Raw genomic sequence first — 22,912 nt, 5'->3', positions numbered from 1 at the left:
ACTACTGCTCCTTCGCCGGGTGCTGTGCGAACGTCCACGCGTCCGCGACGATCGCGTCGAGGTCCGTACGGGTCGGGGTCCAGCCCAGCCGGGCGCGGGCGGTGTCGGCGGAGGCGACGAGGACGGCGGGGTCGCCGGGCCGGCGGGGGGCCGCGGTCTCCGGGATCGGGTGGCCGGTGACGCGGCGGGCGCTGTCGATCACCTCGCGGACGGAGAAGCCGTTGCCGTTGCCGAGGTTGCAGACGAGGTGTTCGCCGGGGGTGGTGGCGTCCAGGGCGAGCAGGTGGGCCTCGGCCAGGTCGGTGACGTGGATGTAGTCGCGGACGCAGGTGCCGTCGGGGGTGGGGTAGTCGTCGCCGTAGACGGAGACGGACGGGCGGCGGCCCTGGGCGACCTGGAGGACGAGGGGGATGAGGTGGGTCTCCGGCTGGTGGCGTTCGCCGTGGGCGCCGTGGGCGCCGGCGACGTTGAAGTAGCGCAGGGAGACCGCGCCCAGGCCGTGGGCGGCGGCCTCGCCGGCGATCATGTGGTCGACGGCCAGTTTGGAGGCGCCGTAGGGGTTGGTGGGGCGGGTGGGCGCCGACTCGGTGATGGGGATCCGGTCGGGTTCGCCGTAGGTGGCGGCCGTGGAGGAGAAGACGAGGCGGCGCACCCCTGCCTCGCGCATGGCGCCGAGCAGGGCCATGGTGCCGCCGACGTTGTTGTCCCAGTACTTCTCGGGCCGGGTGACCGACTCGCCGACCTGGGAGGACGCGGCGAAGTGCAGGACGGCGTCGTAGGAGGCGTCGAGCCACTTGGCGGCGTCGCGGACGTCGCCCTCGACGAATCCGGCCCCGGCGGGGACCGCGGCGCGGAAGCCGGTGGAGAGGTCGTCGAGCACGACGACCTCGTGACCGGCCGTCAGCAGGTGTGCGGCGACGACGCTGCCGACGTATCCCGCGCCTCCGGTGACCAGGTACTTCCCGCTCATGAACTCGCTACCTCCCGCAGTCGCTGTGCCGCCCGTTCCGGCGGCACGTCGTTGATGAACACGTTCATGCCGGATTCGGAACCCGCGAGGAACTTCAGCTTGCCGGAGGTGCGGCGGACGGTGAAAAGCTCGAGGTGCAGCGCGAAGTCGTCGCGTGTGATCCCGTCGTGGTCCTCCAGCCCGCCGAAGGGCGCCTGGTGCCAGGCCGCGATGTACGGCGTGGGCGGTTCGGCCTCCCCGAAGATCCGGTCGAAGCGCTTCAGCAGTTCCAGGTAGACGCGCGGGAACTCGGCGCGGGCCGCCTCGTCGAGTGCGAGCAGGTCGGGCACCCGGCGCTTGGGGTAGAGGTGCACCTCGTAGGGCCAGTGCGCGGCGTACGGCACGAAGGCGGCCCAGTGGTCACCCTCCAGGGCGACCCGTTCCCCGGCGAGTTCGCGGCGGAGCACCACGTCGAAGAGGTTCTCCCCGCCGGACGTCCTTTTGTGCGCCGCCACCTGGCGGAGCATCAGGTCGGTCCGGGGGGTGGTGAACGGGTAGGCGTAGATCTGGCCGTGCGGGTGCTGGAGGGTGACGCCGATCTCGGCACCGCGGTTCTCGAAGCAGAACACCTGCCGGACGGCGGCGAGGTGCGACAGCTCGGCGGTCCGGTCGGTCCAGGCGTCCAGTACGAGCCGGGCCTGTCGCTCGCTCAGGTCGGCGAAGGAGGCGTCGTGGTCGGAGGTGAAGCAGACGACCTCGCAGCGGCCGGAGTCGCCGGCCAGGGAGGGGAACCGGTTCTCGAAGACGACCACGTCGTAGGAGGAGTCCGGGATCTCGCTGAGCCGGTCGCCGTCGGAGGGGCACAGGGGGCACTGGTCGGCGGGCGGGTGGTAGGTGCGGCCCTGGCGGTGGGAGGCGATGGCGACGCGGTCGCCGAGCAGGGGGTCGCGGCGGATCTCGGAGGTGGTGACGGTGGCGTCGAGGGGGCGGCGGTCGACCGCGTCGCGCACGGTGGCGTCGCTGAGGTCGTAGTAGATCAGCTCCCGACCGTCGGCCAGTCGGGTCGAGGTCTTCTTCACGCCGGACGCTCCATTCGGGCCGCTCGGGTCAGGGCACCACACTCTTCCAACAGAACCCAACATACCAAAACACAACCCACCGGACCCCGTCAGCATCACAATCAAACAAAGAACACCAACAGAAGTGTTCAATCAACGAACGCGGAGGCGTAGGTTCCGCGAGGTATCGGTTCGCGCAACGAAGCGAGTACTCATGCACACCCCCACAGGCCCGACCGCCCCCACCCTGCTGGCCGCCGAGCTGCGGCTGCCGACCAACTGGCTCGACTACACGATCCTCGGCATCTACTTCGCCGTCGTGCTGGGCATCGGCTTCGCCGCCCGCCACTCGGTCAGGACCAGCCTGGACTTCTTCCTGTCCGGCCGTTCCCTGCCGGCCTGGATCACCGGCCTGGCGTTCATCGCCGCCAACCTCGGCGCCACCGAGATCCTCGGCATGGCCGCCAACAGCGCCCAGTACGGCGTCTACACCACGCACTGGTACTGGATCGGCGCCATCCCCGCCATGGTCTTCCTGGGCCTGGTGATGATGCCGTTCTACTACGGCAGCAAGGTCCGCTCGGTCCCCGAGTTCCTGCTGCTGCGCTTCGACAAGGCCGCCCACCTGCTCAGCGCCATCCTCTTCGCCGCCGCCGCCATCCTGATCGCCGGGGTGAACCTCTACGCCCTCGCCATCGTCGTCGAGGCCCTGCTGGGCTGGCCGCAGTGGGTGGCCATCGTCGTCGCCGGGTTCTTCGTCCTCGCCTACATCACCCTCGGCGGACTCTCCTCGGCCATCTACAACGAGGTCCTGCAGTTCTTCGTCATCCTCGCCGCGCTGATCCCGATCTCCGTGCTCGGCCTCAGGAGCGTCGGCGGCTGGGACGGCCTGTCCGACTCCCTCACCGCGGCCCGCGGCGACAACTTCATGACCGCCTGGGGCGGCACCGGCATCGGCAGCGACAACCCGCTCGGCGCCAACTGGCTGACCATCGTCCTCGGCCTCGGCTTCGTCCTCTCCTTCGGCTACTGGACGACCAACTTCGCCGAGGTGCAGCGCGCCCTGTCCGCGAAGAACCTCTCGGCCGCGCAGCGCACGCCCCTCATCGCCGCCTTCCCGAAGATCTTCATCGTCTTCCTGGTGATGATCCCCGGCCTGGTCGCCGCCGTCCTGGTGCCGAAGATCGGCACCGGGGGCTCGGACCTGCAGTACAACGACGCGATCCCGTACCTGATGCAGCAACTGCTGCCCAACGGCGTGCTCGGCATCGCGGTGACCGGCCTGCTGGCCGCGTTCATGGCGGGCATGGCGGCGAACGTGTCGTCCTTCAACACCGTCTTCACCGCGGACATCTGGCACCGGTACGTGGTCAAGGACCGCGAGGACGGGTACTACGTCCGCTTCGGCCGCCTGATCACCGCCATCGGGGTGCTCGCGTCCATCGGCACCGCCTTCCTGGCCTCCTCGTTCTCCAACATCATGGCCTACCTCCAGACGCTGTTCTCCTTCTTCAACGTGCCGATGTTCGTCGTCTTCATCATCGGCATGTTCTGGAAGCGCGCCTCGATGAAGTCGGGCTTCTGGGGCCTGCTCGCCGGCACCACCGCCGCGATGGTGAACTACTTCGTCTTCTACAAGCAGGGCGTCATCGGCATCCCCACCGATCAGGGCGCCAACTTCGTCTCCGCGATCGCGGGCTTCGTCGCCGGCGCGGTCGTCATGGTCGCCGTCACCCTCTTCACCGCGCCCAAGCCGGCCGAGGACCTCGAAGGACTCGTCTACGGCACCCGCTCCCCCGGCATGGCCGAACCGCCGGCCGAGGGCGACGACGCCTGGTACCGCAAGCCCGCGCTCCTCGGCTGGGGCGCGGTGATCCTGGCCGCCGCCTGCTACATCCCGTTCTCGTTCTGATCGCGCCGTCGACCGGGAAGATGGAGAGACCATGTCCGAGCACTACTCCGACCGCGACCTGCAGCGGGAGATCACCGAGCTGGAGGCCCAGTCGACGACGGCCGCCCGCCTCTTCGACATCCGCCGCATCATCGGCGGCCTGTTCGTCCTCTACGGGATCATCGTCACCGTCGCGGGCATCACCGCCTCCGACGAGGACATCGACAAGGCGGAGGGCGTCAACATCAACCTCTGGACCGGCCTGGGCATGCTGGCGCTGGGCCTGCTGTTCCTGCTCTGGCTGAAGCTGCGCCCGACGGTTCCGCCCCCGCCCGGCACCGCACCGGACGCCGCCGACGGGACCGGCCCGGACGACGGGACCGGCACCCCGGACGGCAGCGGCGGCCCCGGCCGGGACGGCGGGAGCACGGCCGGCTGATCCGGCGGACGCCCCCGCCGGGACGGTCCGGCGGGGGCGTCACCGGGACGGTGACCGGAACCAGGACCGGGGCCGTGGCCAGGGCCGGGACCGGGGCCGGGGCCAGGGCCGGGACCGGGGCCGGGGCCAGGGCCGGGACCGGGGCCGGGGCCAGGGCCGGGACCGGGGCCGGGGCCAGGGCCGGGGCCGGGACCGGGACCGGGGCCGTGGCCGTGGCCGTGGCCGGAACCGTGGCCGGAACCAGGACCGGGGCCGTGGCCGGGACCGTGGCCGGAACCAGGGCCGGGGCCGTGGCCGGGACCGGGACCGGGGCCGTGGCCGTGGCCGGAACCGAGACCGTGGCCGTGGCCGGGGCCGGGAGCCTCCCCGGGTGACGAGGCCCGGCGCGGTCCCGGCGCGGTCTGCCGCCCGGTCAGTTCTCCCGGGACGACGGCAGGTCCGCCGGGCGGAGCGGTCCCGCCCGGTCCAGCAGGCCCGTGCGGGCCGCCAGGGCCGCCGCCTCCAGCCGGGAGCCCACCCCCAGCTTCATCAGCACCCGCTGGACGTGGGTGCGGGCCGTCGAGGGCGCGATGCCCATGCCCGCCGCGATCAGGCGGGTGTCCTCGCCCTCGGCGACCCGGACCAGCACCTCCACCTCACGCGGGGTCAGCATCTGCAGCAGCCGCTGCCCCTCGTCGTCCGGCTGCACCGCGGGATTGAGCAGCTCCCCGAACGCCCCCTGGAGCAGTTGCGGCGCCACCGCGGCCTCCCCGGCGCGGGCCTTCGTGATCGCGCGTTCCACCGTCTCGATGCGCTCGTCGTGCCGCACGTAGCCGGACGCCCCGGCGGCGAACGCCGCCGCGATCCCCCGGGGACTCGGCACCGGGCCCAGCACCAGGACCGCCACCTGCGGCCGCTCCCGCTTGATCTTCACCACCGGGTCGAAGATCCCCGGCTCCGCCGGTGCCGCCGTGCCCAGCACGCACACCTCCGGCGCCCGGCTGATCACCAGGTCCGCCGCACCCGCCACGGGCGCGGCCGCGGCCAGCACCCGGTGTCCCCGCAGCTTCAGCGCCGAGGCCAGTGCCTCGGCGAGCAAACGGTGGTCGTCGACCACCATCAGCCGCACTCCCATCGAGCAACCCCCCAGTCCCCCACCGGACTCCCACTCGCACCCGCACCCCCGTGCGCATCCCCTGGATGCCCCCGGAAGCTACACGCTTGTTCGACGTTGCGCTTCCCCTACCGGCGAGAATCGCCCCGGATCACCGAGATTCTCTCATTCGGCGGCGAAGCGCACCGGATGCGCGGTACGCGCACGGCCCCGTCCCTGAGCAGGGACGGGGCCGTGTCACGGGGCCTCGGGAGCCGGTCAGCCGGTTCCGAAAGCGATCACCAGGTATTCCTTCCTGCTGCTCTCGTAGTCACTGGCGAACACCTCCGACATGTAGAGCCGTCCGTCCGAGAACAGAATCTCCGAGTACTCGGGCAGCATGCTCGTCTCGGCGTTGCGCACCGACTCCGTCGACGGGTTGCGCAGCAGCGTCGTCTGCTTGAACGAGCCGCCGTCGATGCTGACGATCTCGCCGCCCTTGTCGTACGGCGGCCGCTTGTACGCGATGACGTTGGCGCCGTCCATGCGCAGCGGGGTCAGCGTGTAGCCGTCGCCGGCGTCGGCGCGCTGCCCGGTCTGCTTGCCGGTGGCCAGGTCGAAGGCGATGATCTCGTTGGTGTCGCTGTACTTGCCGGTGCCCTCGTGCTCCTCGGTGGCGATGTACAGCTTGTCCTGGCCCACGGCGAGCCCCGAGCACTTCTCGATCTTGGTGATGCCGTCGCAGCGGGCCGCGTAGTCGTCGCCGGGGGCGGAGATGCGGGCGCGCAGCTTGCCGGTCTTGTTGTCGACGGAGAAGAAGTCGGAGATGCCGCTGCCGTCGCCGGCGGAGTCGCCGACGTCGGCGGCCACGACCAGCGGGTCGGTGGACACGACGCTCGCGTACTCGATGCCCTCGCTCATCTTGTACTCGGTGACCACCTTCCCGGACTTCGGGTCGATGGTCTGGATGTGCAGCTGGCGCTGGGAGTACGGGCCGCACTTGCGCACGGCGACCAGCTTGGGGCCGCCGCCGTAGCCGGAGTCGTAGCAGGAGTCGGACGGCTTGGGCGCCCACAGCTGCTTGCCGCTGCCGATCTCCCAGGCGGCGCCGCCGCTGGTGCTGCCGGCGGCGACGGTGTCACCGCTGACGGTGACGTTGTTGAAGCTGATCGGCCGGGTGCCGGCCTTGGCGGTCTTGGTCCACAGTTCCTTGCCCGCCTCCAGGTCGATCGCCGCGACCTCGGTGCAGGACTGCGGCTCGGACTTGGTGGGCATGTCGGGCTTGTAGACGATCGCCGTCCGGCCGTCGTCGGTCGCGTGCCTGCTGGCCTCGCACACCGGGCCGGGCAGCTTGATCGTCCACAGCTTGGTGCCCTTGTCGCGGTCGTAGCCGACGATCTCGGCGATACCGCTCTTGGCGTACACCTTGTCGGTCAGCCAGGAGCCGGCGACCACGATGCTGGAGCTGTCCTTGGGGGGCTTCGGGGCCGGCACCTGGAACAGGACCTTGGAGGCCGGGTCGTCCGGCGCCTTCTCGGCGGCACCGCTGGTGCCACCGGAGGTGCCCCCGGAGGTGCCGCCGTCGTCGCCGCCCTTGGCGTCCTTGCCGCCCTTGTCGCCGCCGCCGTCGGCGGAGGTGTTCTTGTCGTCGTCCTTGCCGGCCGCGTACATGACGCCGCCGCCGACGATCAGGGCGATGGCCGCGACGGCCGCCACGATGATCGCCAGCTGCGGGTTGAACTTGCGGCCGCCGCCCGGCGGCTGGGCCTGCGGCTGCATCGGCACGGTGGCGTGCGGGTAGCCGTAGCCGGGCTGGCCGTACGGCTGCTGCTGCGGCTGGCCGTAGGGGCCGGGCTGGCCGTAGCCGGCCGGCGGGGTCGGGTGGCCGTACGGTCCGGGCTGCTGGCCCGGGTAGCCGTAGCCGGCGGCGGGCGGCTGCTGCGGGTAGCCGTAGCCGGGGCCCTGCGCGGGCGTCGGCGGGCCGGCCGGCGGGGGTGTCTGCGGCGCCTGCGGGTAGCCGTAGCCGGGCTCGGGGGCCTTGGTGAGGTCCGGGCCGGCCGGGGCCGCGGGCGGCTGCGCCGGCGTGGCCGGCGGGGTGGCCGGCTGCTCCGGCTGCGGGGGCTGCTGCTGGGCCGCGGACGGGTCCGGCTGCTGCGCGGGGTCCTGCGGCGGGCCGAATCCCGGCTGCTGCGGGGGCTGGTTGGGCGGCGGGGGCGGCTGGGTCATGACGGGAACACCTCGGTGAAGGGGACGGGCGACGGGGAAGTGACCGGACGGAGCGAGGGCGCCGGCCGTCGGGGGCCGGCGCTCCTCACCGTTGTCACGCGCCTCACTTGCCGTAGGCGAGCATCAACTTCTCCTTCGATTCGTCATTGCCGGACAGCCGGGTGGCCGAGATGAAGAAGCGTCCGTCGGCCCAGTCGACGGTCTTGTTGAAGAAGCCGTTCTCGATCCGCGCGACGCCCTGCGGGTTCTGCATCAGCTTGACCGGCTTGTGGCTGCTGCCGGTGACGGGGATGGACACGATCTGGCCGCCCGCGTCGTACGACGGGTCCACGTAGGCGATGAGCTTGCCGCCCTCGACCTTGATGGGCCGCATCGATTCGTCCGCGGGGGACTTCACGCGCCACTTCTCCTTGCCGTTGGCCAGGTTGACGGCGACGATCTCGTTGGCCCCGGTCCGCGCCTCGGTGGGCAGGTAGAGCGTGTCGCTGTCGGCGGCGACGCCCTCGCAGCCCTGGAGGTTGCGGGCGAGGATGGCCCAGCCGCACTGGGGGGCGAAGTCCTCGTCGAAGCCGACCTGGGAGCGGAACTTGCCGGTGGACGTGAAGGTGGAGATGTTCCACGCCTTCTTGTCGTCGTTGGTGCTGTAGATGACCACCGGGTCGACGGAGTAGGCGCGGGAGATGCGCCAGCCCTTGTCGAACTTCTGGGTCCACTTCACCTTGCCGGTCTTCGGGTCCAGCTCGCGCAGCTCGTCGTGGGCGTTGTCGCCGCCCGCGCCGCACGAGGCGACCTGGAGCAGCTTCTTGCCGCCCGCGAACGCGGTCGGGAAGCAGGCGTCGCCGTACTTCTTGGTGTCGAACAGCTTCTTGCCGCTGGACACGTCGTAGGCCGTGCCCGACTGGGAGCGGCCCACCATCAGGGTGCTGCCCGCCAGGGACATCTCGATGGACGACACCGTGTCGAACAGGGCGCCGTCGGCGACCTCTTCGGACCAGCCCTTCTCGCCCGTCTTCAGGTCGATCTGCTGCATCTGGTTGCACTTGGCGCGGCTGCTGCTGCCGTTCATGGTGGCGACGACGATCTTGTTGTCGGCCGTCGCCTCCTGGGTGACCGCGCAGATCTTCTCGGGGAAGGTCAGCGCCTCCCAGGCGGGGCGGCCGTCGGAGACGTTGTACGCGAACAGCTGCTTGTAGGCGGCCTTGACCGCGGTGTCCCCGGTGATCCACATGCCGGGGGCCTCGGCGCCGGAGCCGGGGGCGTCGGGCGCCTCCTTGTACCAGAGCACCTTGGACTCGCCCGCCTGGCGGCCCTCGTTGAGGTCCTCGGGGTCGGAGTCGCCGTCGCCGCTGCCGTCGCCGGGGTTGACCGGGTCGTCGGAGGCGCTCGGCTTGGGGTCGTCGGACGTCCGGGCGACGGGCTTCTTGTCCTTCTTGCCGTCGTCGTCACCGCCGACGAGCGCCCAGGTGGTGCCCCCGGCGACGAGCAGTGCCGCCACGGCGGCACCGATGATCATGGCCGGTTTACCCTTGAACGGGTTGCGGGAACCGCCGCCGGGCGGGGTTCCGGGCGCCCCGGGGAACTGCGGCTGCGGGTAGCCGTACCCGGGCTGCGCGTAGGGGCCGGGCTGCTGCGGCTGGCCGTACGGACCGGACTGGTACGGCCCGGCGGCGTAGGGGCCGGGCTGCTGTCCGGGCTGCTGCGGGTAGCCGTACCCGGGCTGCGGCGCACCGGACGGCGGGCCCTGCGGAGGCGGCGGGGCCGGGGGCTGCCCCTGCGGGGGCGGCGGCGTCCCGGGAGGTCCGAAGCCGCCGGACTGCGGATCCTGCGACGCTCCGAAGCCGCCCTGAGGCAGCTGGTTGGGCGGCTGAGTCATCAGCGCGTTCCCCCTTACTCACTGATTTTTAGCCACGCCCTGAGGTAGCGATGAACCCAGAGTCGTATTCAGACGTTTCTCATACGGACGGGCCCTTTCTATCACCCGGCACCGACACGCCACCGGGCCCCGTCCGCCCCTGTTCCCAAGGGAGGACCGGCCCGTGATACCCCCGTTACGCGCCTTCACCGGCCCTTCACGACGTGCGCGCCCCCTGCACGCGCCGGGGCGTGCAGCTCAGGCGTCCTCCGCGAGTTCCAGCCAGCGCAGCTCCAGCTCCTCCCTCTCCCCCGTCAGTTCCCGCAGCTCGGCGTCGAGTTCGGCGACCTTGGCGAAGTCGGTGGCGTGCTCGGCGATGGCGGCGTGCAGCGCGCTCTCCTTCTCGGACACCTTGTCCAGCCGGCGCTCGATCCGCTGCAGTTCCTTCTTCGCGGCCCGCTGGTCGGCGGCGCTGCGCTCGGGCTGCCCCGTGGTCTGCGTCACGGCGGCCGGCACGGCCGACGCCGCGGCGGCGGCCTCCTCCATGCGCTTGCGGCGTTCCAGGTACTCGTCGATGCCGCGCGGCAGCATCCGCAGGGTGCCGTCGCCGAGGAGGGCGAAGACACGGTCGGTGGTGCGCTCGATGAAGAACCGGTCGTGGGAGATGACGATCATCGAGCCGGGCCAGCCGTCGAGGACGTCCTCCAGCTGGGTGAGGGTCTCGATGTCGAGGTCGTTGGTGGGCTCGTCGAGGAAGAGGACGTTGGGCTCGTCCATGAGCAGCCGCAGCAGCTGGAGCCTGCGCCGCTCACCGCCGGACAGGTCCCCGACGGGCGTCCACTGCTTCTCCTTGCCGAAGCCGAACGTCTCGCACAGCTGCCCGGCGGTCATCTCGCGCCCCTTGCCGAGGTCGACGCGCTCGCGCACCTGCTGCACGGCCTGCAGGACCCGCCAGGTGGGGTCGAGTTCGGCGACCTCCTGGGAGAGGTAGGCCAGCTTCACGGTCTTGCCGACGCGGATGCTGCCGGCCGCGGGCTGCACCTGCCCCTCGCTGCGGGCGGCGTCGGTCAGCGCGCGCAGCAGGGACGTCTTGCCGGCGCCGTTGACACCGACCAGGCCGATGCGGTTGCCGGGGCCGAGCTGCCAGGTGACGTGCCGGAGCAGCACCTTGGGTCCGGCCTGGACGGTGACGTCCTCCAGGTCGAAGACCGTCTTTCCCAGCCGTGAGGAGGCGAACTTCATCAGCTCGCTGGTGTCCCGGGGCGGGGGCACGTCCTTGATCAGCTCGTTGGCGGCCTCCACCCGGAAGCGCGGCTTCGACGTCCGCGCGGGGGCGCCGCGGCGCAGCCAGGCCAGCTCCTTGCGGACCAGGTTCTGCCGCTTGGCCTCCTCGGTGGCGGCGATGCGCTCGCGTTCGGCGCGGGCGAAGACGTAGTCGGAGTAGCCGCCCTCGTACTCGTACACGTCGCCGCGCTGCACGTCCCACATGCGGGTGCAGACCTGGTCGAGGAACCAGCGGTCGTGGGTGACGCAGACGAGTGCGGAGCGGCGGGCGCGCAGGTGCTCGGCGAGCCAGGCGATGCCCTCGACGTCGAGGTGGTTGGTGGGCTCGTCGAGGACGATCAGGTCCTGCTCCTCGATGAGCAGCTTGGCCAGCGCGATGCGCCGCCGCTCACCGCCGGACAGCGGTCCGATGACGGTGTCCAGCCCCTTGGGGAAGCCGGGCAGGTCCAGCCCGCCGAACAGTCCGGTCAGCACGTCCCGGACCTTGGCGTTGCCGGCCCACTCGTGGTCGGCCAGGTCCCCGATGACCTCGTGGCGGACGGTGGCGGCGGGGTCGAGGGAGTCGTACTGGGTGAGCACGCCGATGCGCAGCCCGCCGGAGTGCGTCACCCGGCCGGTGTCGGCCTCCTCCAGCTTGGCGAGCATCCGGATGAGGGTGGTCTTGCCGTCACCGTTGCGCCCGACGACCCCGATCCGGTCCCCTTCGGAGACGCCGAGCGACACCCCGTCGAGCAGGGCACGGGTGCCGTACACCTTGCTCACGTTCTCGACATTGACCAGGTTGACGGCCATTTCTCTCCTGCCCGGTGGATCGATCAGCTTTCCAGCGTAGGGCCTGGGGGAGGACGCTCCGCGCGCGAGGTGACCGTCACTCGATGTAATGACGTGATCGGAAAGAGGCGACTACCGTGGTCTCAGGCAGCAGGATCCCGTCCATGGGAGGAACCATGACCGCCGAGTCCGCACAGCACCGCTGCACCTGGCCGGTGCCGCCCGTGGACGGCTACACCGTGGACGACCTGTTCACCCTGCCGGATCTCCCGCCGCACACCGAGCTGATCGACGGGAGCCTTGTCTTCGTGAGTCCGCAGCGGGATTTCCACAGCATCGTCATCGACCTGTTGGTCAACGGACTTCGTCAGACTGTGCCGCCCGGGCTCAGAATCAGGCGGGAGATGACCATCGTCCTCGACCGGCGCAACGGCCCGGAGCCCGATGTGAGCGTTGTCCGCACCGACGCGATCACCGGATCGGGCCAGACGCGCTACGCGGCGAAGGACGTGCTGCTCGCCGTCGAGGTCGTCTCGCCGGACTCCGAATCGCGCGACCGCACCACCAAGCCGCAGAAGTACGCGGCTGCGGGCATCCCGAACTTCTGGCGCGTCGAGGAGAACGGTACGAGCGGCAGGCCCGTCATCCACGTCTACGAACTGGACCCGCTCACCCGGTCCTACGTGCACATGGGCATGCACCGTGACCGCATCAAGGTCGACAAGCCCTACTCCATCGACATCGACCTGACCGCCGTCGACGAGCTCTGAGCCGCTCCCCTCAGAGAACCGTCGCCCCGGGGACCGGCCCCGCCGCCGTGCGGACCGTGCGGCAGGTGTCCGAGGTGCGCAGGGCGTCGGCGATCGCCTCCGCCGTGTCCGCGTCCCGGGCGAGGAACGCCGTGGTCGGGCCCGACCCGGAGACCAGCGAGGCCAGCGCCCCGGCCGCCTCGCCCGCCGCCAGCGTGTCCGCCAGTTCCGGGAACAGCGACAGCGCGGCCGGCTGGAGGTCGTTGGAGACGGCGGCGGCGAGGGCGTCCGCGTCGCCCTTGGCGAGGGCGGCGAGCAGGTCCTGCGAGGCGGTGGGCGCGGGGATGTCCCGGCCCTCGGCCAGCCGGTCGAACTCGCGGAACACCGCCGGGGTGGACAGCCCGCGCGGGGCCATCGCGAACACCCAGTGGAAGGTGCCGCCGACCTCCAGCTCCGTCAGCCGCTCGCCCCGCCCGGTGCCGAGGGCCGCCCCGCCGGCCAGGCTGAACGGCACGTCGCTGCCCAGGTCGGCGCAGATGCCGAGGAGTTCCTCTCGCGAGGCGCCGGTGCCCCACAGTGCGTCGCAGGCGAGCAGCGCGCCCGCGCCGTCCGCGCTGCCGCCCGCCATGCCGCCGGCGACGGGGATGTCCTTGGCGATGTGCAGGTGCACGTCGGCCGGGCGGCCGTAGCGCTCGGCGAGGGCGAGGGCGGCCCGGGCGGCGAGGTTGGTGCCGTCCAGGGGGACCTGCCCGGCGTCGGTGCCCTCGCACGTGACGCGCGGTCCGCCGGGCGACGGGGTGGCGGTGACCTCGTCGTACAGGCCGACGGCGAGGAAGACGTTGGCCAGGTCGTGGAAGCCGTCGGGGCGGGCGGCGCCGACCGCGAGCTGGACGTTGACCTTGGCGGGGACGCGGACGGTGACGCCGGTGCTCACGCGGCGGACTCCTTGCTCGGGGCGTGCTCGGCGATGCGCGCGAACTCCTCGACGGTCAGCGACTCCCCCCGCGCCTGCGGCGACACACCGGCCGCGACCAGGGCGGCCTCGGCCGCCGCGGCCGAACCGGCCCACCCGGCGAGCGCGGCCCGCAGGGTCTTGCGGCGCTGCGCGAAGGCCGCGTCGACGACGGCGAAGACCTCACGCCGGGAGGCGGTGGTCCTCGGCGGCTCGGCCCGGCGGACGAGGGACACCAGTCCGCTGTCCACGTTGGGTGCGGGCCAGAACACGGTCCGGCCGATCGCGCCGGCCCGCTTGACCTCCGCGTACCAGTTGGCCTTGACCGAGGGCACGCCGTACACCTTCGAGCCGGGGGCGGCGGCGAGCCGGTCGGCGACCTCCGACTGGACCATGACCAGGGTGCGTTCGATGCTCGGGAACGTCTCCAGCATGTGCAGCAGCACCGGCACGGCCACGTTGTAGGGGAGGTTGGCGACCAGCGCGGTCGGCGGCGGGCCGGGCAGCTCGGTGACGTGCATCGCGTCGGAGTGGACCAGCGCGAACCGGTCGGCCCGCTCCGGCATGCGGGCCTCGACGGTGGCGGGCAGCGCGGCGGCCAGCACGTCGTCGATCTCGACGGCGGTGACCCGGTCGGCGGCCTCCAGCAGCGCCAGGGTGAGCGAGCCGAGCCCCGGGCCGACCTCGACGACCACGTCGTCGGGGCGTACCTCGGCGGTGCGGACGATACGGCGGACCGTGTTCGCGTCGATGACGAAGTTCTGGCCGCGCTGCTTGGTGGGCCGCACGCCGAGGGCGGCCGCGAGTTCGCGGACGTCGGCGGGGCCCAGGAGGGCGTCGGGGGTGGGGCTGGTCACGGGACAAGGGTACGGGGCGGGGGGACCGCCCGGTTCACCCCTCGGCCGGGCGCACCGCGGCACGCGCGGGGCCGCCGCGGCCCGTCATCCGTGCAGCCTGCTGCCGCAGTGCGGCCAGGGGCTGGTGCCGCTGCGGGCGTAGAGCTGCTGCGCGCGGTACGTCTGTTCCTCGGCGGGGGCGTCCTGCGGGCGGCCCCGGCCGCCCAGGCTCTGCCAGGTGCGGGTGTCGAACTGGTACAGCCCGCCGTACGTGCCGGAGGCGTCGACGGCGTCGGGCCGGCCGCCGGACTCGCAGGCCGCCAGCCGCTCCCAGTGGAGCCCGCCGGCCGGGGCCGCCGCGGAGGCGGTCCCGACGCGCACCTGCTGCGGGCGGGGCTCGCGCACCACCTCGTCGCGCAGCCGGCGCGGCTTCTGCCGGACCCCGTTGACGGTGCGCAGCGCGAAGGTGACCCGGCGCACCCCCGCCCGGCCGGGGCGTTCGACGACCTCCGTGCCGCGGGGCAGGGTCCGGTCCTCGACGCGCAGTTCGTGAAAGGGAATCGGTTCGTCGCGGACCTCCTGGCCGTCGGTGATCCGCAGCACGGTGACGGTCTGGCCGTCGCGCGGGAAGCTGTCGGGGGCGACGGACGTGGTGTCCTGGCCGTGCAGCCCGATCCCGGCCTGCGCGACGGCCTCGCGCACCGTCGCCGCGTTGGTGCGGATGGTGCGGGCCCGGCCGTCGGCCATGACGGTCACGGAGCGTTCGGTGCGCACATCCAGCGTCAGCCCCTCGCGCCCGATCCGACGGGAGCGCGAGGTGGACAGGTACGCGCCCTCCGCGCGCACCCCGAGCTGTCTGAGCGCCCCCTCGACGGTGTCGGCTGTCGTCCAGACCCGGGTGCGCCGGCCGTCCAGGGTGAGCACCAAGGGCCTGCCGTGGCGGACCTCGACCCGGTCGCCGTGGCCGAGTCCGGTGCCGGGCGCGGGCGTCACCGCGTCGTGCGGGCCGATCCGGACGCCCTCCTCGGCGAGCAGTCCGGTGACGTCGTCGGCGAAGGTGTGCAGGGTGCGGGTCCGGCCGTCGACGTCGAGGCGGACGGCCTTGTCCTCGGCGACGAAGGCGGCGGTGCCCCCGGCCAGGAAGGCGACGACGAGGGCCTGCGGCAGCAGGCGGCGCATGCCGTCCGTCCGGTCGGCGCAGCGGGGGCGGCGCCGGTGCGCGGACCGTCGGCCGGGCTCGGTGGGGGCGGTGTCGGGCGCGGGCCCGGTGGCAGGGGCGGATGCGGGGGCGGGGTCGGTGTCGGGCACGGTGGCGTGGGTGGGCACGGTGGCGGAAGCGAGGGTGGGCACGGCGTCGGGGTCGGGCAGGGTGGGCGGGCCGGGCGGGCCCGGCCTGCCGGGGACGCCGTGTCCGACGGTCTCCGCGAGGTGCAGCTCGTCACCGTGGACCGTCCGATACGCCGCGCCGTACGCCGGCTGCGTCCCGAACCGCGCGTTGCTCACGCCGACACACTCCAGGGCCCCAGGGTCCGATCGAACCCCCGCAACGTAGCCGAGCCGCGGTCACTCTCCAAAGCGGCACGACCACGGAACGTGTGCGCGAGGGCGGCCCGTCGACCGCCCGGTCAGTAGCCGAACGCGCGTGCCGTGTTGGCCCCGAGCGCGGCGGCCATCGTGTCCTCGTCGATGCCCCGCACGGCCGCCATGGCCCGCACGGTCACCGGCACCAGATAGGGCGCGTTGGGCCGGCCCCGGAAGGGCACCGGGGTGAGGAAGGGCGCGTCGGTCTCCACCAGGACCAGCTCCGGCGGGGCCACTGCGAGGGCGTCGCGCAGGTGCTGGGCGTTCTTGAAGGTGACGTTGCCTGCGAAGGACATGAAGTACCCGGCGCGGGCGCAGATCTCCGCCATCTCCGCGTCCCCCGAGTAGCAGTGGAAGACGGTGCGCTCGGGCGCGCCCTCCTCCTTCAGCACGCGCAGCACGTCGGCGTGGGCGTCCCGGTCGTGGATCACCAGGGTCTTGCCGTGCCGCTTGGCGATCTCGATGTGGGCGCGGAAGGACCGCTCCTGGGCGTCCTTGCCCTCCGGCCCGGTGCGGTAGTGGTCCAGGCCCGTCTCGCCGACGCCCTTGACCTGCGGCAGCGCGGCCAGCCGGTCGATCTCGGCCAGCGCCTCGTCCAGCGCCGCGTCCCCGCCGGGCTCCCGCGCCCCCTGCCGGGACCAGCCGTCGGGGTCGCCGTGCACGATGCGCGGTGCCTCGTTGGGGTGCAGGGCGACCGTGGCGTGCACGGCGTCGTGCGCCGCCGCCGTGTCCGCCGCCCAGCGGGAGCCGTTGACGTCGCAGCCGACCTGCACGACCGTCGTCACCCCCACCGACGCGGCCTTGGCGAGCGCCTCCTCGACGGTGCCGGACTGCATGTCGAGGTGGGTGTGCGAGTCCGCGACCGGCACCCGCAGGGGTTCCGGGAGCGGCGGGGCGGCGTTCTTGTCGGGGGCGTTCGCAGGCATGCCCCCGATCCTACGGAAGGCCCCGCCCGTGCCGGCCGGGCGCGTCAGTGGGCGCCGTGCAGGCCGCGCAGCAGGGCGGACAGGTGCCAGTACTCGTGCCGGCTCTGACGTCCCGGTTGCGGCACCTCGACGGGGCCTGCGGCGGGTACCCGGTGCTCGCGGTCGGCGGCGCCCCGGGCGGAGGCGACACGGCCGGACCGCATGATCCGCACCAGGTGGCCGTCGCAGTTCCCGCACACCGGCCGGTTCAGCGGCGAGGGCACGACGGCCCCGTCCGCGACGTAGACGAGCAGGTCGCCGCCGTCGGCCCGGGTGTGGTGCTCGATCTCGTACGCCTGCTCCCAGCCGAACCCGCAGCGCAGGCAGACGAAGGAGTACGACTCGTTGACGACGGCGGTGGCACCTGCGCGCAGCCCCTGCGGCTGTCCTGAGATCTCTGTCATGCCCGCTCCTGTCGGTTCGCCGGAGGACCGGATCCGTCCCTGTCCCCAGTGGACTCCCCGGCGCCCGCGCAGGCACGTGACCTGTCAAGAGTTGAGGGCGATTTGGGCGTTCCTTGCCGGACGGCCCCGTTCTCTTGGGGACCCCGTGGGGTGTGACGGGGAACCCCATGGGTCGACGTCCCGGCCGGGCCGGCCGTCAGCGGCGGCCCGGGGTCACGTCCCGGCGCGCTTCGCCGCCACCACCGCGTCGAACACCTCCCGCTTCGGCACACCCGCCTCGACGGCCACCGCGGCGATCGCCTCCTTGCGCCGCTCCCCGGCCTCCTCACGCACCCGCACCCGGCGCACCAGCTCGTCGGCGTCCACGTCCCCCGGCCCCGGCTCGGGCGCCCCTTCCACGACGACGGTGATCTCGCCGCGCACGCCCGCCGCGGCCCACTCGGCCAGCTCGGCCAGCGGACCGCGCCGGACCTCCTCGTACGTCTTGGTCAGCTCGCGGCAGACGGCGGCCCGGCGGTCCGCGCCGAACACCTCGGCCATCGCGGCGAGCGTGTCCTCCAGGCGGTGCGGGGCCTCGAAGTAGACGAGGGTGCGCCGCTCCCCGGCGGCCTCCCGCAGCCGCCCCAGCCGTTCGCCGGCCTTGCGGGGCAGGAACCCCTCGAAGCAGAACCGGTCGACCGGCAGCCCGGACAGGGCGAGCGCGGTGAGCACGGCGGACGGCCCGGGCACCGCGGTGACCCGCACGTCCTGCTCGACGGCCGCGGCGACCAGCCGGTACCCGGGGTCCGACACCGACGGCATGCCCGCGTCCGTCACCAGCAGCACCCGCGCGCCGCCGGTCAGTTCCTCCACCAGCTCGGGCGTGCGGGCCGACTCGTTGCCCTCGAAGTACGACACGACGCGCCCCTTGGGCGTGACGCCGAGCGCCTGGGTGAGCCGGCGCAGCCGCCGGGTGTCCTCGGCGGCGACGACGTCGGCGGCGGCGAGCTCCTCGGCGAGCCGGGGCGGGGCGTCCGAGACGTCGCCGATGGGAGTGCCTGCGAGTACGAGGGTTCCGGTCACCTCCCCATCCTCCCAGGGCGGACCCGGCGCGGCCGGAGCCGGGGCATACCGCCCATGGGCGGGACTCCCACCGCACGGTTCCCTACGATGGCGCGGTGACCAGTACCGCGTCCTCCACGGACACCCGGCAGGAGCAGGCGCCGCACGAGCAGCGGCCGTCGTGGCAGCAGCGGCTGCGCCGTTTCGGCTACACGGCGTCGGGCCACAGAGGCGACGTCCGTGATCAGCTGGTCCCGCCGTACACCGAGCCGTCGGGCCGGATGTGGTCGGCGCTCGGGGTGCCGCCGTCGCGGGCCGAGCGCCTCGTGCGCTGGTCGGGGTGGGGCGGTCCGCTGCTGGTCACCCTGCTGGCGGGCGTCCTGCGGTTCTGGAACCTGGGCCGCCCCAAGGGCGTGATATTCGACGAGACGTACTACGCCAAGGACGCGTGGGCGCTGGTCCACCGCGGCTTCGAGGTCAACTGGGCGAAGAACGCCAACAGCCAGATCCTGTCGTCCGGCGGCGACGTGCCCATCCCGGCCGACGCGGCCTACGTGGTGCACCCGCCGGTCGGCAAGTACGTCATCGGGCTCGGCGAACTCATCTTCGGCTTCGAGCCGTTCGGCTGGCGGTTCATGACCGCGGTGCTCGGCACGCTCTCCGTGCTGATGCTGTGCCGGATCGGCCGCCGGCTGTTCCGGTCCACGTTCCTGGGCTGCCTCGCGGGCGCCCTGATGGCCGTGGACGGCCTGCACTTCGTCATGAGCCGCACCGCGCTGCTCGACGGGGTGCTGATGTTCTTCGTGCTGGCCGCCTTCGGCTGCCTGCTCGTCGACCGGGACCGGGCCCGCGAGAAGCTGGCCGCCGCGCTGCCCGCCGACGCGGACGGCCGGGTCCGCCCGAACGCCCGCATCGCGGAGAGCACCCGCATCGGCTTCCGGCCGTGGCGGGTGGCGGCGGGCCTGATGCTGGGCCTGGCGATCGGCACCAAGTGGAACGGCCTGTACGTGATGGCCGCGTTCTGCGTGATGGCGGTGCTGTGGGACGTCGGCGCGCGCAAGGTCGCGGGCGCCCACCACCCCTACCGGGCGGTGGTCCGGCGCGACCTGGGCTGGGCCTTCCTGTCCACGGTGCCCGTCGCCGTCGTCACCTACATCGCGTCCTGGACCGGCTGGATCCTCTCCCCCTCCGACGGCAGCGGCGGCTACTACCGCGACTGGGCGGTCAGGGACGGCCGCGACAGCGACTGGTCCTGGCTGTTCCCCGACTGGTGGCGCAGCCTGTGGCACTACGAGGCCCAGGTCTACGAGTTCCACGTCGGCCTGTCCTCCCCGCACACCTACGAGTCCAACCCGTGGAGCTGGCTCGTCACCGGCCGCCCGGTCTCCTACTTCTACGAGTCCCCGGCCCCCGGCACCGACGGCTGCCCGGCCGATGCCGCCGAGAAGTGCGCCCGCGAGGTCCTGGCGATCGGCACCCCGGTGCTGTGGTGGGTGGGCTGCCTCGCCGTCCTCTACGTCCTGTGGCGCTGGTTCTTCCGCCGCGACTGGCGCGCGGGCGCCATCGCCTGCGGCATCGCCGCCGGCTACCTCCCCTGGTTCCTCTACCAGGAACGGACCATCTTCTACTTCTACGCCGTCGTCTTCGTCCCCTTCCTCTGCCTCGCCGTCGCCATGCTCCTGGGCGCCCTCGTCGGCCCGCCCCGCTCCACCGACACCCGCCGCGTCGCCGGCGCCACGGCAGCGGGCGTCCTGACCCTGTTGATCGCCTGGAACTTCATCTACTTCTGGCCCCTGTACACCGGCCAGGCCATCCCCATCGACGACTGGCGGGCACGGATGTGGCTGGACACGTGGGTCTAGCTGGGCAGCCACGCCCTGTGGGCACGGCGGCATGGCATGCCCACAGGTGCGTCGTACGTCGTCAGCCTCGCGCTTTCACGAGGTGGGGTGTCCGAGGCCGGCACTACAGCCGTAGATCGTGATCTCACTGGCTGTGACTGGGTTTTCAGTTGGCCGACGAGCGCCCGAGTCGGCCGACCCCGTGCTCAGGCATTCATAAAGATGACGGCCGACGGTCCGGTGACGGCCCTCACCGGAGCCGTCCATCACATGGGGAACGAAAGCAGGCGTACCGCCCCAGTAGGCCAAATCGCACCGTCGCGCAGCGGCGTCCACATGGTCCGCAGCGGCATGATCACGGACCCCTCGGGTTGCTCGACATGGACGTCCTGCTCAAGCAATTGCCAGTCGAGTCGCCGGTAGAGCGGGACGAGGGAAGGCCTGCAGAAGAGAAGCCCGTGCTTCGGCCCCATCGTTCGTGCGTGCTCCAGGGCCGCCGATACGACCCACCGTGCGAGCCCGTGCCCTCGCAGATCAGGCGCGACAGCCACCCCGCCGACACCCACCACCTGTGTGCCGACCCCGCCGATCGATATGGGCAGCTGCAGCAGGCCGGCGTGTGCCACGAGGCGGCCTTCGTGCCGGATGCCGAAATGCTCTTCCTTGGGCAGCCACGTCAATCCGGCATCTGCAACGCCGAAGGGATCGGCACTGTCACCGAGGATTTCGATCTGCTCGGTCTTCGTATATTCCGTGAGCCGTACCACGGTTGGTGATGCGGAAGAGAGGCGATCAGTCATCTTGTCATGGTCCTGTTCGTGCCGACTCCTGGCCAGCTGAAGCACTCAGGGTGGCCGCTCGAGGTGCTCAGTTCCACCGGCGTTGGTGCGCAGACTTTGATCGCTGGCGGGACGCGTTCGAGAGCTTGATGGGCGGATCGCGGATGGGTTTGCCCGGGTCGAACCCGCCCTCGGGCACGGCAGCTGGTGCTCGGGCTGATCGCGGATCCGCCGCGGAAAGCAGTCACAGCACTGGTCGTCGCCCCCTGGCATGGCCCACCGCACCGTCTGATCGACGCCGAGTTCACTCACTGGACCAGCAGTGTCCACCAGGGAGGTCCCTCGGCCGTCTCGGGTTCGGCGGGTCCGCGCCGCCGGGCGGTCGGCGCTCCCAGGGGGCCCGGCGCACCCGTCCGCACACGACCTCCTTTCTCTTCGGCCACCAAACGGAAACAGTGGTGCCCCTGTCACAGACCGTGCGTAGAGTGCTCGGGCATCGTGCCTCATGGACACGTCCACAAGGCGTGGGGGGCCCGGTGGGGGAGGGGAATCGCCCGATGGGCAAGGGGGTCAAGGCCGCCGTCGTCGGCGGGGTGTTCGCGGTGATGGTCGGCGGGGCGGGGTACGGCGCGTACACCTTCGTGTCGGCGCTCGGCGGTGACGGGGGGTCCGGGCCTGCGTCGGTGACGAAGTCGGGCCCGCCGGACGGGGGCGAGGTGAAGGAGGCGTCCGGGAAGTTCTTCGCGGCCTGGGAGAAGGGGCAGGCGACGCAGGCGGCGGCGTACACGAACAACGCGCAGGCGGCCGACGCGCTGCTGACGGCCTACGGGGACGACGCCCGGATATCCGGCGTGAAGATCACCCCGGGTGCGCCGAGCGGGAACACCGTGCCGTTCCGGGTGCGGGCGACCGTGGGCTTCGAGGGCACCACGAAGGCGCTGGAGTACCGGAGCGAACTGACGGTGGTGCGGGGTAAGTCGACCGGGCGGGCGCTGGTGGACTGGGAGCCGTCCGTCGTCCATCCGGATCTGCAGGAGGGCGACACCCTCGTCACCGGGGAGTCGGAGCAGCCGCCCATCGAGGCGGTGGGCCGCGACGGGACGGTGCTGACGAAGCGGAAGTACCCCTCGCTGGGCCCGGTCCTGGACACCCTGCGCGAGAAGTACGGCGACAAGGCGGGCGGCACGCCCGGTGTGGAGCTGGTGATCCGGCACGCCGGGGACGCCTCGGGGGAAGCACCCGCCGACACCCCGCTGGTCACCCTGGAGAAGGGCCGGACGGGCAAGCTGCGCACGACGCTCAGCGCGTCGGTGCAGGCGGCGGCGGAGAAGGCGGTGCAGCAGCACGCCGACGCCTCCGTGGTGGCGGTGCAGCCGAGCACCGGTGAGGTGCTGGCGGTGGCCAACCACCGCGAGGACGGCTTCAACGCGGCCTTCCTGGGCCAGGTCGCCCCCGGCTCCACCATGAAGATCATCACCGCGGCGATGCTCATCGACAACGGCGTGACCACGATGAACGGCCCGGCGCCCTGCCCGCCCACCGCGCAGTGGCAGAGCCAGACCTTCAAGAACCTCACCGGCATGCGGCCCGACGAGAACGCCAGCCTCGCCAACAGCTTCCTGCGTTCCTGCAACACCGCCTTCATCAAGCTGGTCGACGAGCCGCCGCTCGGCGACGACTCGCTGACCCGGGAGGCGCAGGAGAGGTTCGGGCTGGGCCGGGACGACTGGAAGACCGGCATCGCCTCCTTCGACGGCCGGGTTCCCGCGGTGAGCGGCCCGGACCGCGCGGCGAACGCCATCGGCCAGGGCCAGGTGCAGATGAACCCGCTGAACATGGCCTCGGTGACCGCCACGGCCATCACCGGCACCTTCCGGCAGCCGTACCTCGTCTCCCCCCGGCTCGACGGACGTCAGCTGGCGCAGGCCAAGGGCCTGCCCGCCGGGACCGCCGCCCAGCTCAAGCAGATGATGCGGCTCACCGCCACGCAGGGCACGGGGCAGAAGGCGATGGCCGGGCTCGGCGGCGACATCGGGGCGAAGACGGGCTCCGCGGAGGTCGACGGCAACGCCACCTCGGACAGCTGGTTCACCGGTTTCCGCGGCGACACCGCGGCGGCGGCCATGGTCCAGCAGGGCGGCCACGGCGGCGACGCGGCCGGTCCGATTGTCGCAGCCGTGCTACGAGCGGCAGGCTGAGCGGGCCCCGCCCGGACGGGGACT

The 22,912-nt window shown here is 72.3% G+C and carries 18 protein-coding genes; 5 read left to right on the top strand and 13 right to left on the bottom strand.

Annotated features, from left to right (window positions below; all coding sequences use genetic code 11):
• Position 1: 1 nt before the first annotated feature.
• Both galE and galT read right to left on the bottom strand, forming a co-directional pair.
• Positions 2–970, bottom strand: coding sequence for a UDP-glucose 4-epimerase GalE (gene galE, locus ACIRPP_RS08070; protein WP_403638963.1), 969 nt, complete (start codon positions 968–970; stop codon positions 2–4).
• Complete coding sequence (gene galT, locus ACIRPP_RS08065; protein ID WP_403638961.1) at positions 967–2,028, bottom strand: galactose-1-phosphate uridylyltransferase; 1,062 nt, start codon at positions 2,026–2,028, stop codon at positions 967–969. Before galT ends, galE begins: the two co-directional genes overlap by 4 nt.
• Positions 2,029–2,221: 193 nt before the next feature.
• On the opposite strand from galT, the gene ACIRPP_RS08060 reads away from it, so the two are divergent.
• Together ACIRPP_RS08060 and ACIRPP_RS08055 are read left to right on the top strand one after the other, a co-directional pair.
• Positions 2,222–3,919, top strand: a complete 1,698-nt coding sequence (locus ACIRPP_RS08060; RefSeq protein WP_403638960.1) for a sodium:solute symporter family protein — start codon at positions 2,222–2,224, stop codon at positions 3,917–3,919.
• A 31-nt stretch (positions 3,920–3,950) separates the two neighbouring features.
• Positions 3,951–4,337 (top strand): hypothetical protein, encoded by a 387-nt coding sequence (locus ACIRPP_RS08055; protein ID WP_403638958.1) that lies wholly within the window; start codon positions 3,951–3,953, stop codon positions 4,335–4,337.
• Positions 4,338–4,749: 412 nt separating this feature from the next.
• On the opposite strand, the gene ACIRPP_RS08050 is transcribed toward ACIRPP_RS08055, so the two are convergent.
• The 4 genes from ACIRPP_RS08050 to ACIRPP_RS08035 all read right to left on the bottom strand — a co-directional run bounded on the left by ACIRPP_RS08050 (position 4,750) and on the right by ACIRPP_RS08035 (position 11,563).
• Positions 4,750–5,451, bottom strand: coding sequence for a LuxR C-terminal-related transcriptional regulator (locus ACIRPP_RS08050; protein ID WP_403638956.1), 702 nt, complete (start codon positions 5,449–5,451; stop codon positions 4,750–4,752).
• 237 nt (positions 5,452–5,688) lie between these two features.
• Positions 5,689–7,635: a PQQ-binding-like beta-propeller repeat protein gene (locus ACIRPP_RS08045; RefSeq protein WP_403638954.1), complete on the bottom strand. Its 1,947-nt coding sequence runs from the start codon at positions 7,633–7,635 to the stop codon at positions 5,689–5,691.
• 103 nt (positions 7,636–7,738) lie between these two features.
• On the bottom strand, positions 7,739–9,508 hold the full coding sequence (locus tag ACIRPP_RS08040) for a PQQ-binding-like beta-propeller repeat protein (protein ID WP_403638952.1): 1,770 nt from the start codon (positions 9,506–9,508) through the stop codon (positions 7,739–7,741).
• 237 nt (positions 9,509–9,745) lie between these two features.
• Positions 9,746–11,563, bottom strand: coding sequence for an ABC-F family ATP-binding cassette domain-containing protein (locus ACIRPP_RS08035; RefSeq protein WP_403638950.1), 1,818 nt, complete (start codon positions 11,561–11,563; stop codon positions 9,746–9,748).
• A 143-nt stretch (positions 11,564–11,706) separates the two neighbouring features.
• On the opposite strand from ACIRPP_RS08035, the gene ACIRPP_RS08030 reads away from it, so the two are divergent.
• Positions 11,707–12,312, top strand: coding sequence for a Uma2 family endonuclease (locus ACIRPP_RS08030; protein WP_239150608.1), 606 nt, complete (start codon positions 11,707–11,709; stop codon positions 12,310–12,312).
• A gap of 10 nt (positions 12,313–12,322) precedes the next feature.
• Here ACIRPP_RS08030 and ACIRPP_RS08025 read toward each other — a convergent pair whose 3' ends face one another.
• From ACIRPP_RS08025 to rsmI, 6 genes are all read right to left on the bottom strand, one after another.
• Complete coding sequence (locus tag ACIRPP_RS08025) at positions 12,323–13,225, bottom strand: 4-(cytidine 5'-diphospho)-2-C-methyl-D-erythritol kinase (protein ID WP_403638948.1); 903 nt, start codon at positions 13,223–13,225, stop codon at positions 12,323–12,325.
• The gene (rsmA, locus tag ACIRPP_RS08020; protein WP_403638947.1) at positions 13,222–14,100 is read right to left on the bottom strand and encodes a 16S rRNA (adenine(1518)-N(6)/adenine(1519)-N(6))-dimethyltransferase RsmA; all 879 of its coding nucleotides are present in this window, start codon (positions 14,098–14,100) and stop codon (positions 13,222–13,224) included. The genes ACIRPP_RS08025 and rsmA overlap by 4 nt, the downstream gene beginning before the upstream one ends.
• 84 nt (positions 14,101–14,184) lie before the next feature.
• Complete coding sequence (locus ACIRPP_RS08015; RefSeq protein ID WP_403638945.1) at positions 14,185–15,582, bottom strand: ubiquitin-like domain-containing protein; 1,398 nt, start codon at positions 15,580–15,582, stop codon at positions 14,185–14,187.
• A 122-nt stretch (positions 15,583–15,704) separates the two neighbouring features.
• Entirely contained in the window at positions 15,705–16,586 is an 882-nt protein-coding gene (locus ACIRPP_RS08010) for a TatD family hydrolase (protein ID WP_403638943.1), read from the bottom strand.
• A 44-nt stretch (positions 16,587–16,630) separates the two neighbouring features.
• Positions 16,631–17,029 carry a hypothetical protein gene (locus ACIRPP_RS08005; RefSeq protein ID WP_403638941.1) on the bottom strand — a complete coding sequence of 133 codons (399 nt, stop codon included), beginning with the start codon at positions 17,027–17,029 and terminating at the stop codon, positions 16,631–16,633.
• A gap of 213 nt (positions 17,030–17,242) precedes the next feature.
• The gene (gene rsmI, locus ACIRPP_RS08000) at positions 17,243–18,091 is read right to left on the bottom strand and encodes a 16S rRNA (cytidine(1402)-2'-O)-methyltransferase (protein ID WP_403638939.1); all 849 of its coding nucleotides are present in this window, start codon (positions 18,089–18,091) and stop codon (positions 17,243–17,245) included.
• A 95-nt stretch (positions 18,092–18,186) separates the two neighbouring features.
• Here rsmI and ACIRPP_RS07995 point away from each other — a divergent pair, with 95 nt between their 5' ends.
• The gene (locus ACIRPP_RS07995) at positions 18,187–19,932 is read left to right on the top strand and encodes a dolichyl-phosphate-mannose--protein mannosyltransferase (protein WP_403638937.1); all 1,746 of its coding nucleotides are present in this window, start codon (positions 18,187–18,189) and stop codon (positions 19,930–19,932) included.
• Positions 19,933–20,177: 245 nt separating this feature from the next.
• Here the strand turns inward: ACIRPP_RS07995 and ACIRPP_RS07990 are convergent, their stop codons facing one another.
• Positions 20,178–20,711, bottom strand: coding sequence for a GNAT family N-acetyltransferase (locus tag ACIRPP_RS07990; RefSeq protein ID WP_403638935.1), 534 nt, complete (start codon positions 20,709–20,711; stop codon positions 20,178–20,180).
• A 536-nt stretch (positions 20,712–21,247) separates the two neighbouring features.
• Here ACIRPP_RS07990 and ACIRPP_RS07985 point away from each other — a divergent pair.
• On the top strand, positions 21,248–22,888 hold the full coding sequence (locus ACIRPP_RS07985; protein ID WP_403638934.1) for a penicillin-binding transpeptidase domain-containing protein: 1,641 nt from the start codon (positions 21,248–21,250) through the stop codon (positions 22,886–22,888).
• Positions 22,889–22,912: the final 24 nt, after the last annotated feature.

The organism is Streptomyces sp. NPDC101219, from assembly GCF_044767675.1.
Lineage (GTDB): Bacteria > Actinomycetota > Actinomycetes > Streptomycetales > Streptomycetaceae > Streptomyces.
This window is presented reverse-complemented; position numbering and strand designations above follow the sequence as displayed.

Bases quoted from the DNA above. Each gene is read 5' to 3' on its own strand.
- galE (WP_403638963.1), bottom strand. From the start codon at position 970: ATGAGCGGGAAGTACCTGGTCACCGGAGGCGCGGGATACGTCGGCAGC.
- ACIRPP_RS08060 (WP_403638960.1), top strand. From the start codon at position 2,222: ATGCACACCCCCACAGGCCCGACCGCCCCCACCCTGCTGGCCGCCGAG.
- ACIRPP_RS08055 (WP_403638958.1), top strand. From the start codon at position 3,951: ATGTCCGAGCACTACTCCGACCGCGACCTGCAGCGGGAGATCACCGAG.
- ACIRPP_RS08050 (WP_403638956.1), bottom strand. From the start codon at position 5,451: ATGGGAGTGCGGCTGATGGTGGTCGACGACCACCGTTTGCTCGCCGAG.
- ACIRPP_RS08045 (WP_403638954.1), bottom strand. From the start codon at position 7,635: ATGACCCAGCCGCCCCCGCCGCCCAACCAGCCCCCGCAGCAGCCGGGA.
- ACIRPP_RS08040 (WP_403638952.1), bottom strand. From the start codon at position 9,508: ATGACTCAGCCGCCCAACCAGCTGCCTCAGGGCGGCTTCGGAGCGTCG.
- ACIRPP_RS08035 (WP_403638950.1), bottom strand. From the start codon at position 11,563: ATGGCCGTCAACCTGGTCAATGTCGAGAACGTGAGCAAGGTGTACGGC.
- ACIRPP_RS08030 (WP_239150608.1), top strand. From the start codon at position 11,707: ATGGGAGGAACCATGACCGCCGAGTCCGCACAGCACCGCTGCACCTGG.
- ACIRPP_RS08010 (WP_403638943.1), bottom strand. From the start codon at position 16,586: ATGCCTGCGAACGCCCCCGACAAGAACGCCGCCCCGCCGCTCCCGGAA.
- ACIRPP_RS08005 (WP_403638941.1), bottom strand. From the start codon at position 17,029: ATGACAGAGATCTCAGGACAGCCGCAGGGGCTGCGCGCAGGTGCCACC.
- ACIRPP_RS07990 (WP_403638935.1), bottom strand. From the start codon at position 20,711: ATGACTGATCGCCTCTCTTCCGCATCACCAACCGTGGTACGGCTCACG.
- ACIRPP_RS07985 (WP_403638934.1), top strand. From the start codon at position 21,248: ATGGGCAAGGGGGTCAAGGCCGCCGTCGTCGGCGGGGTGTTCGCGGTG.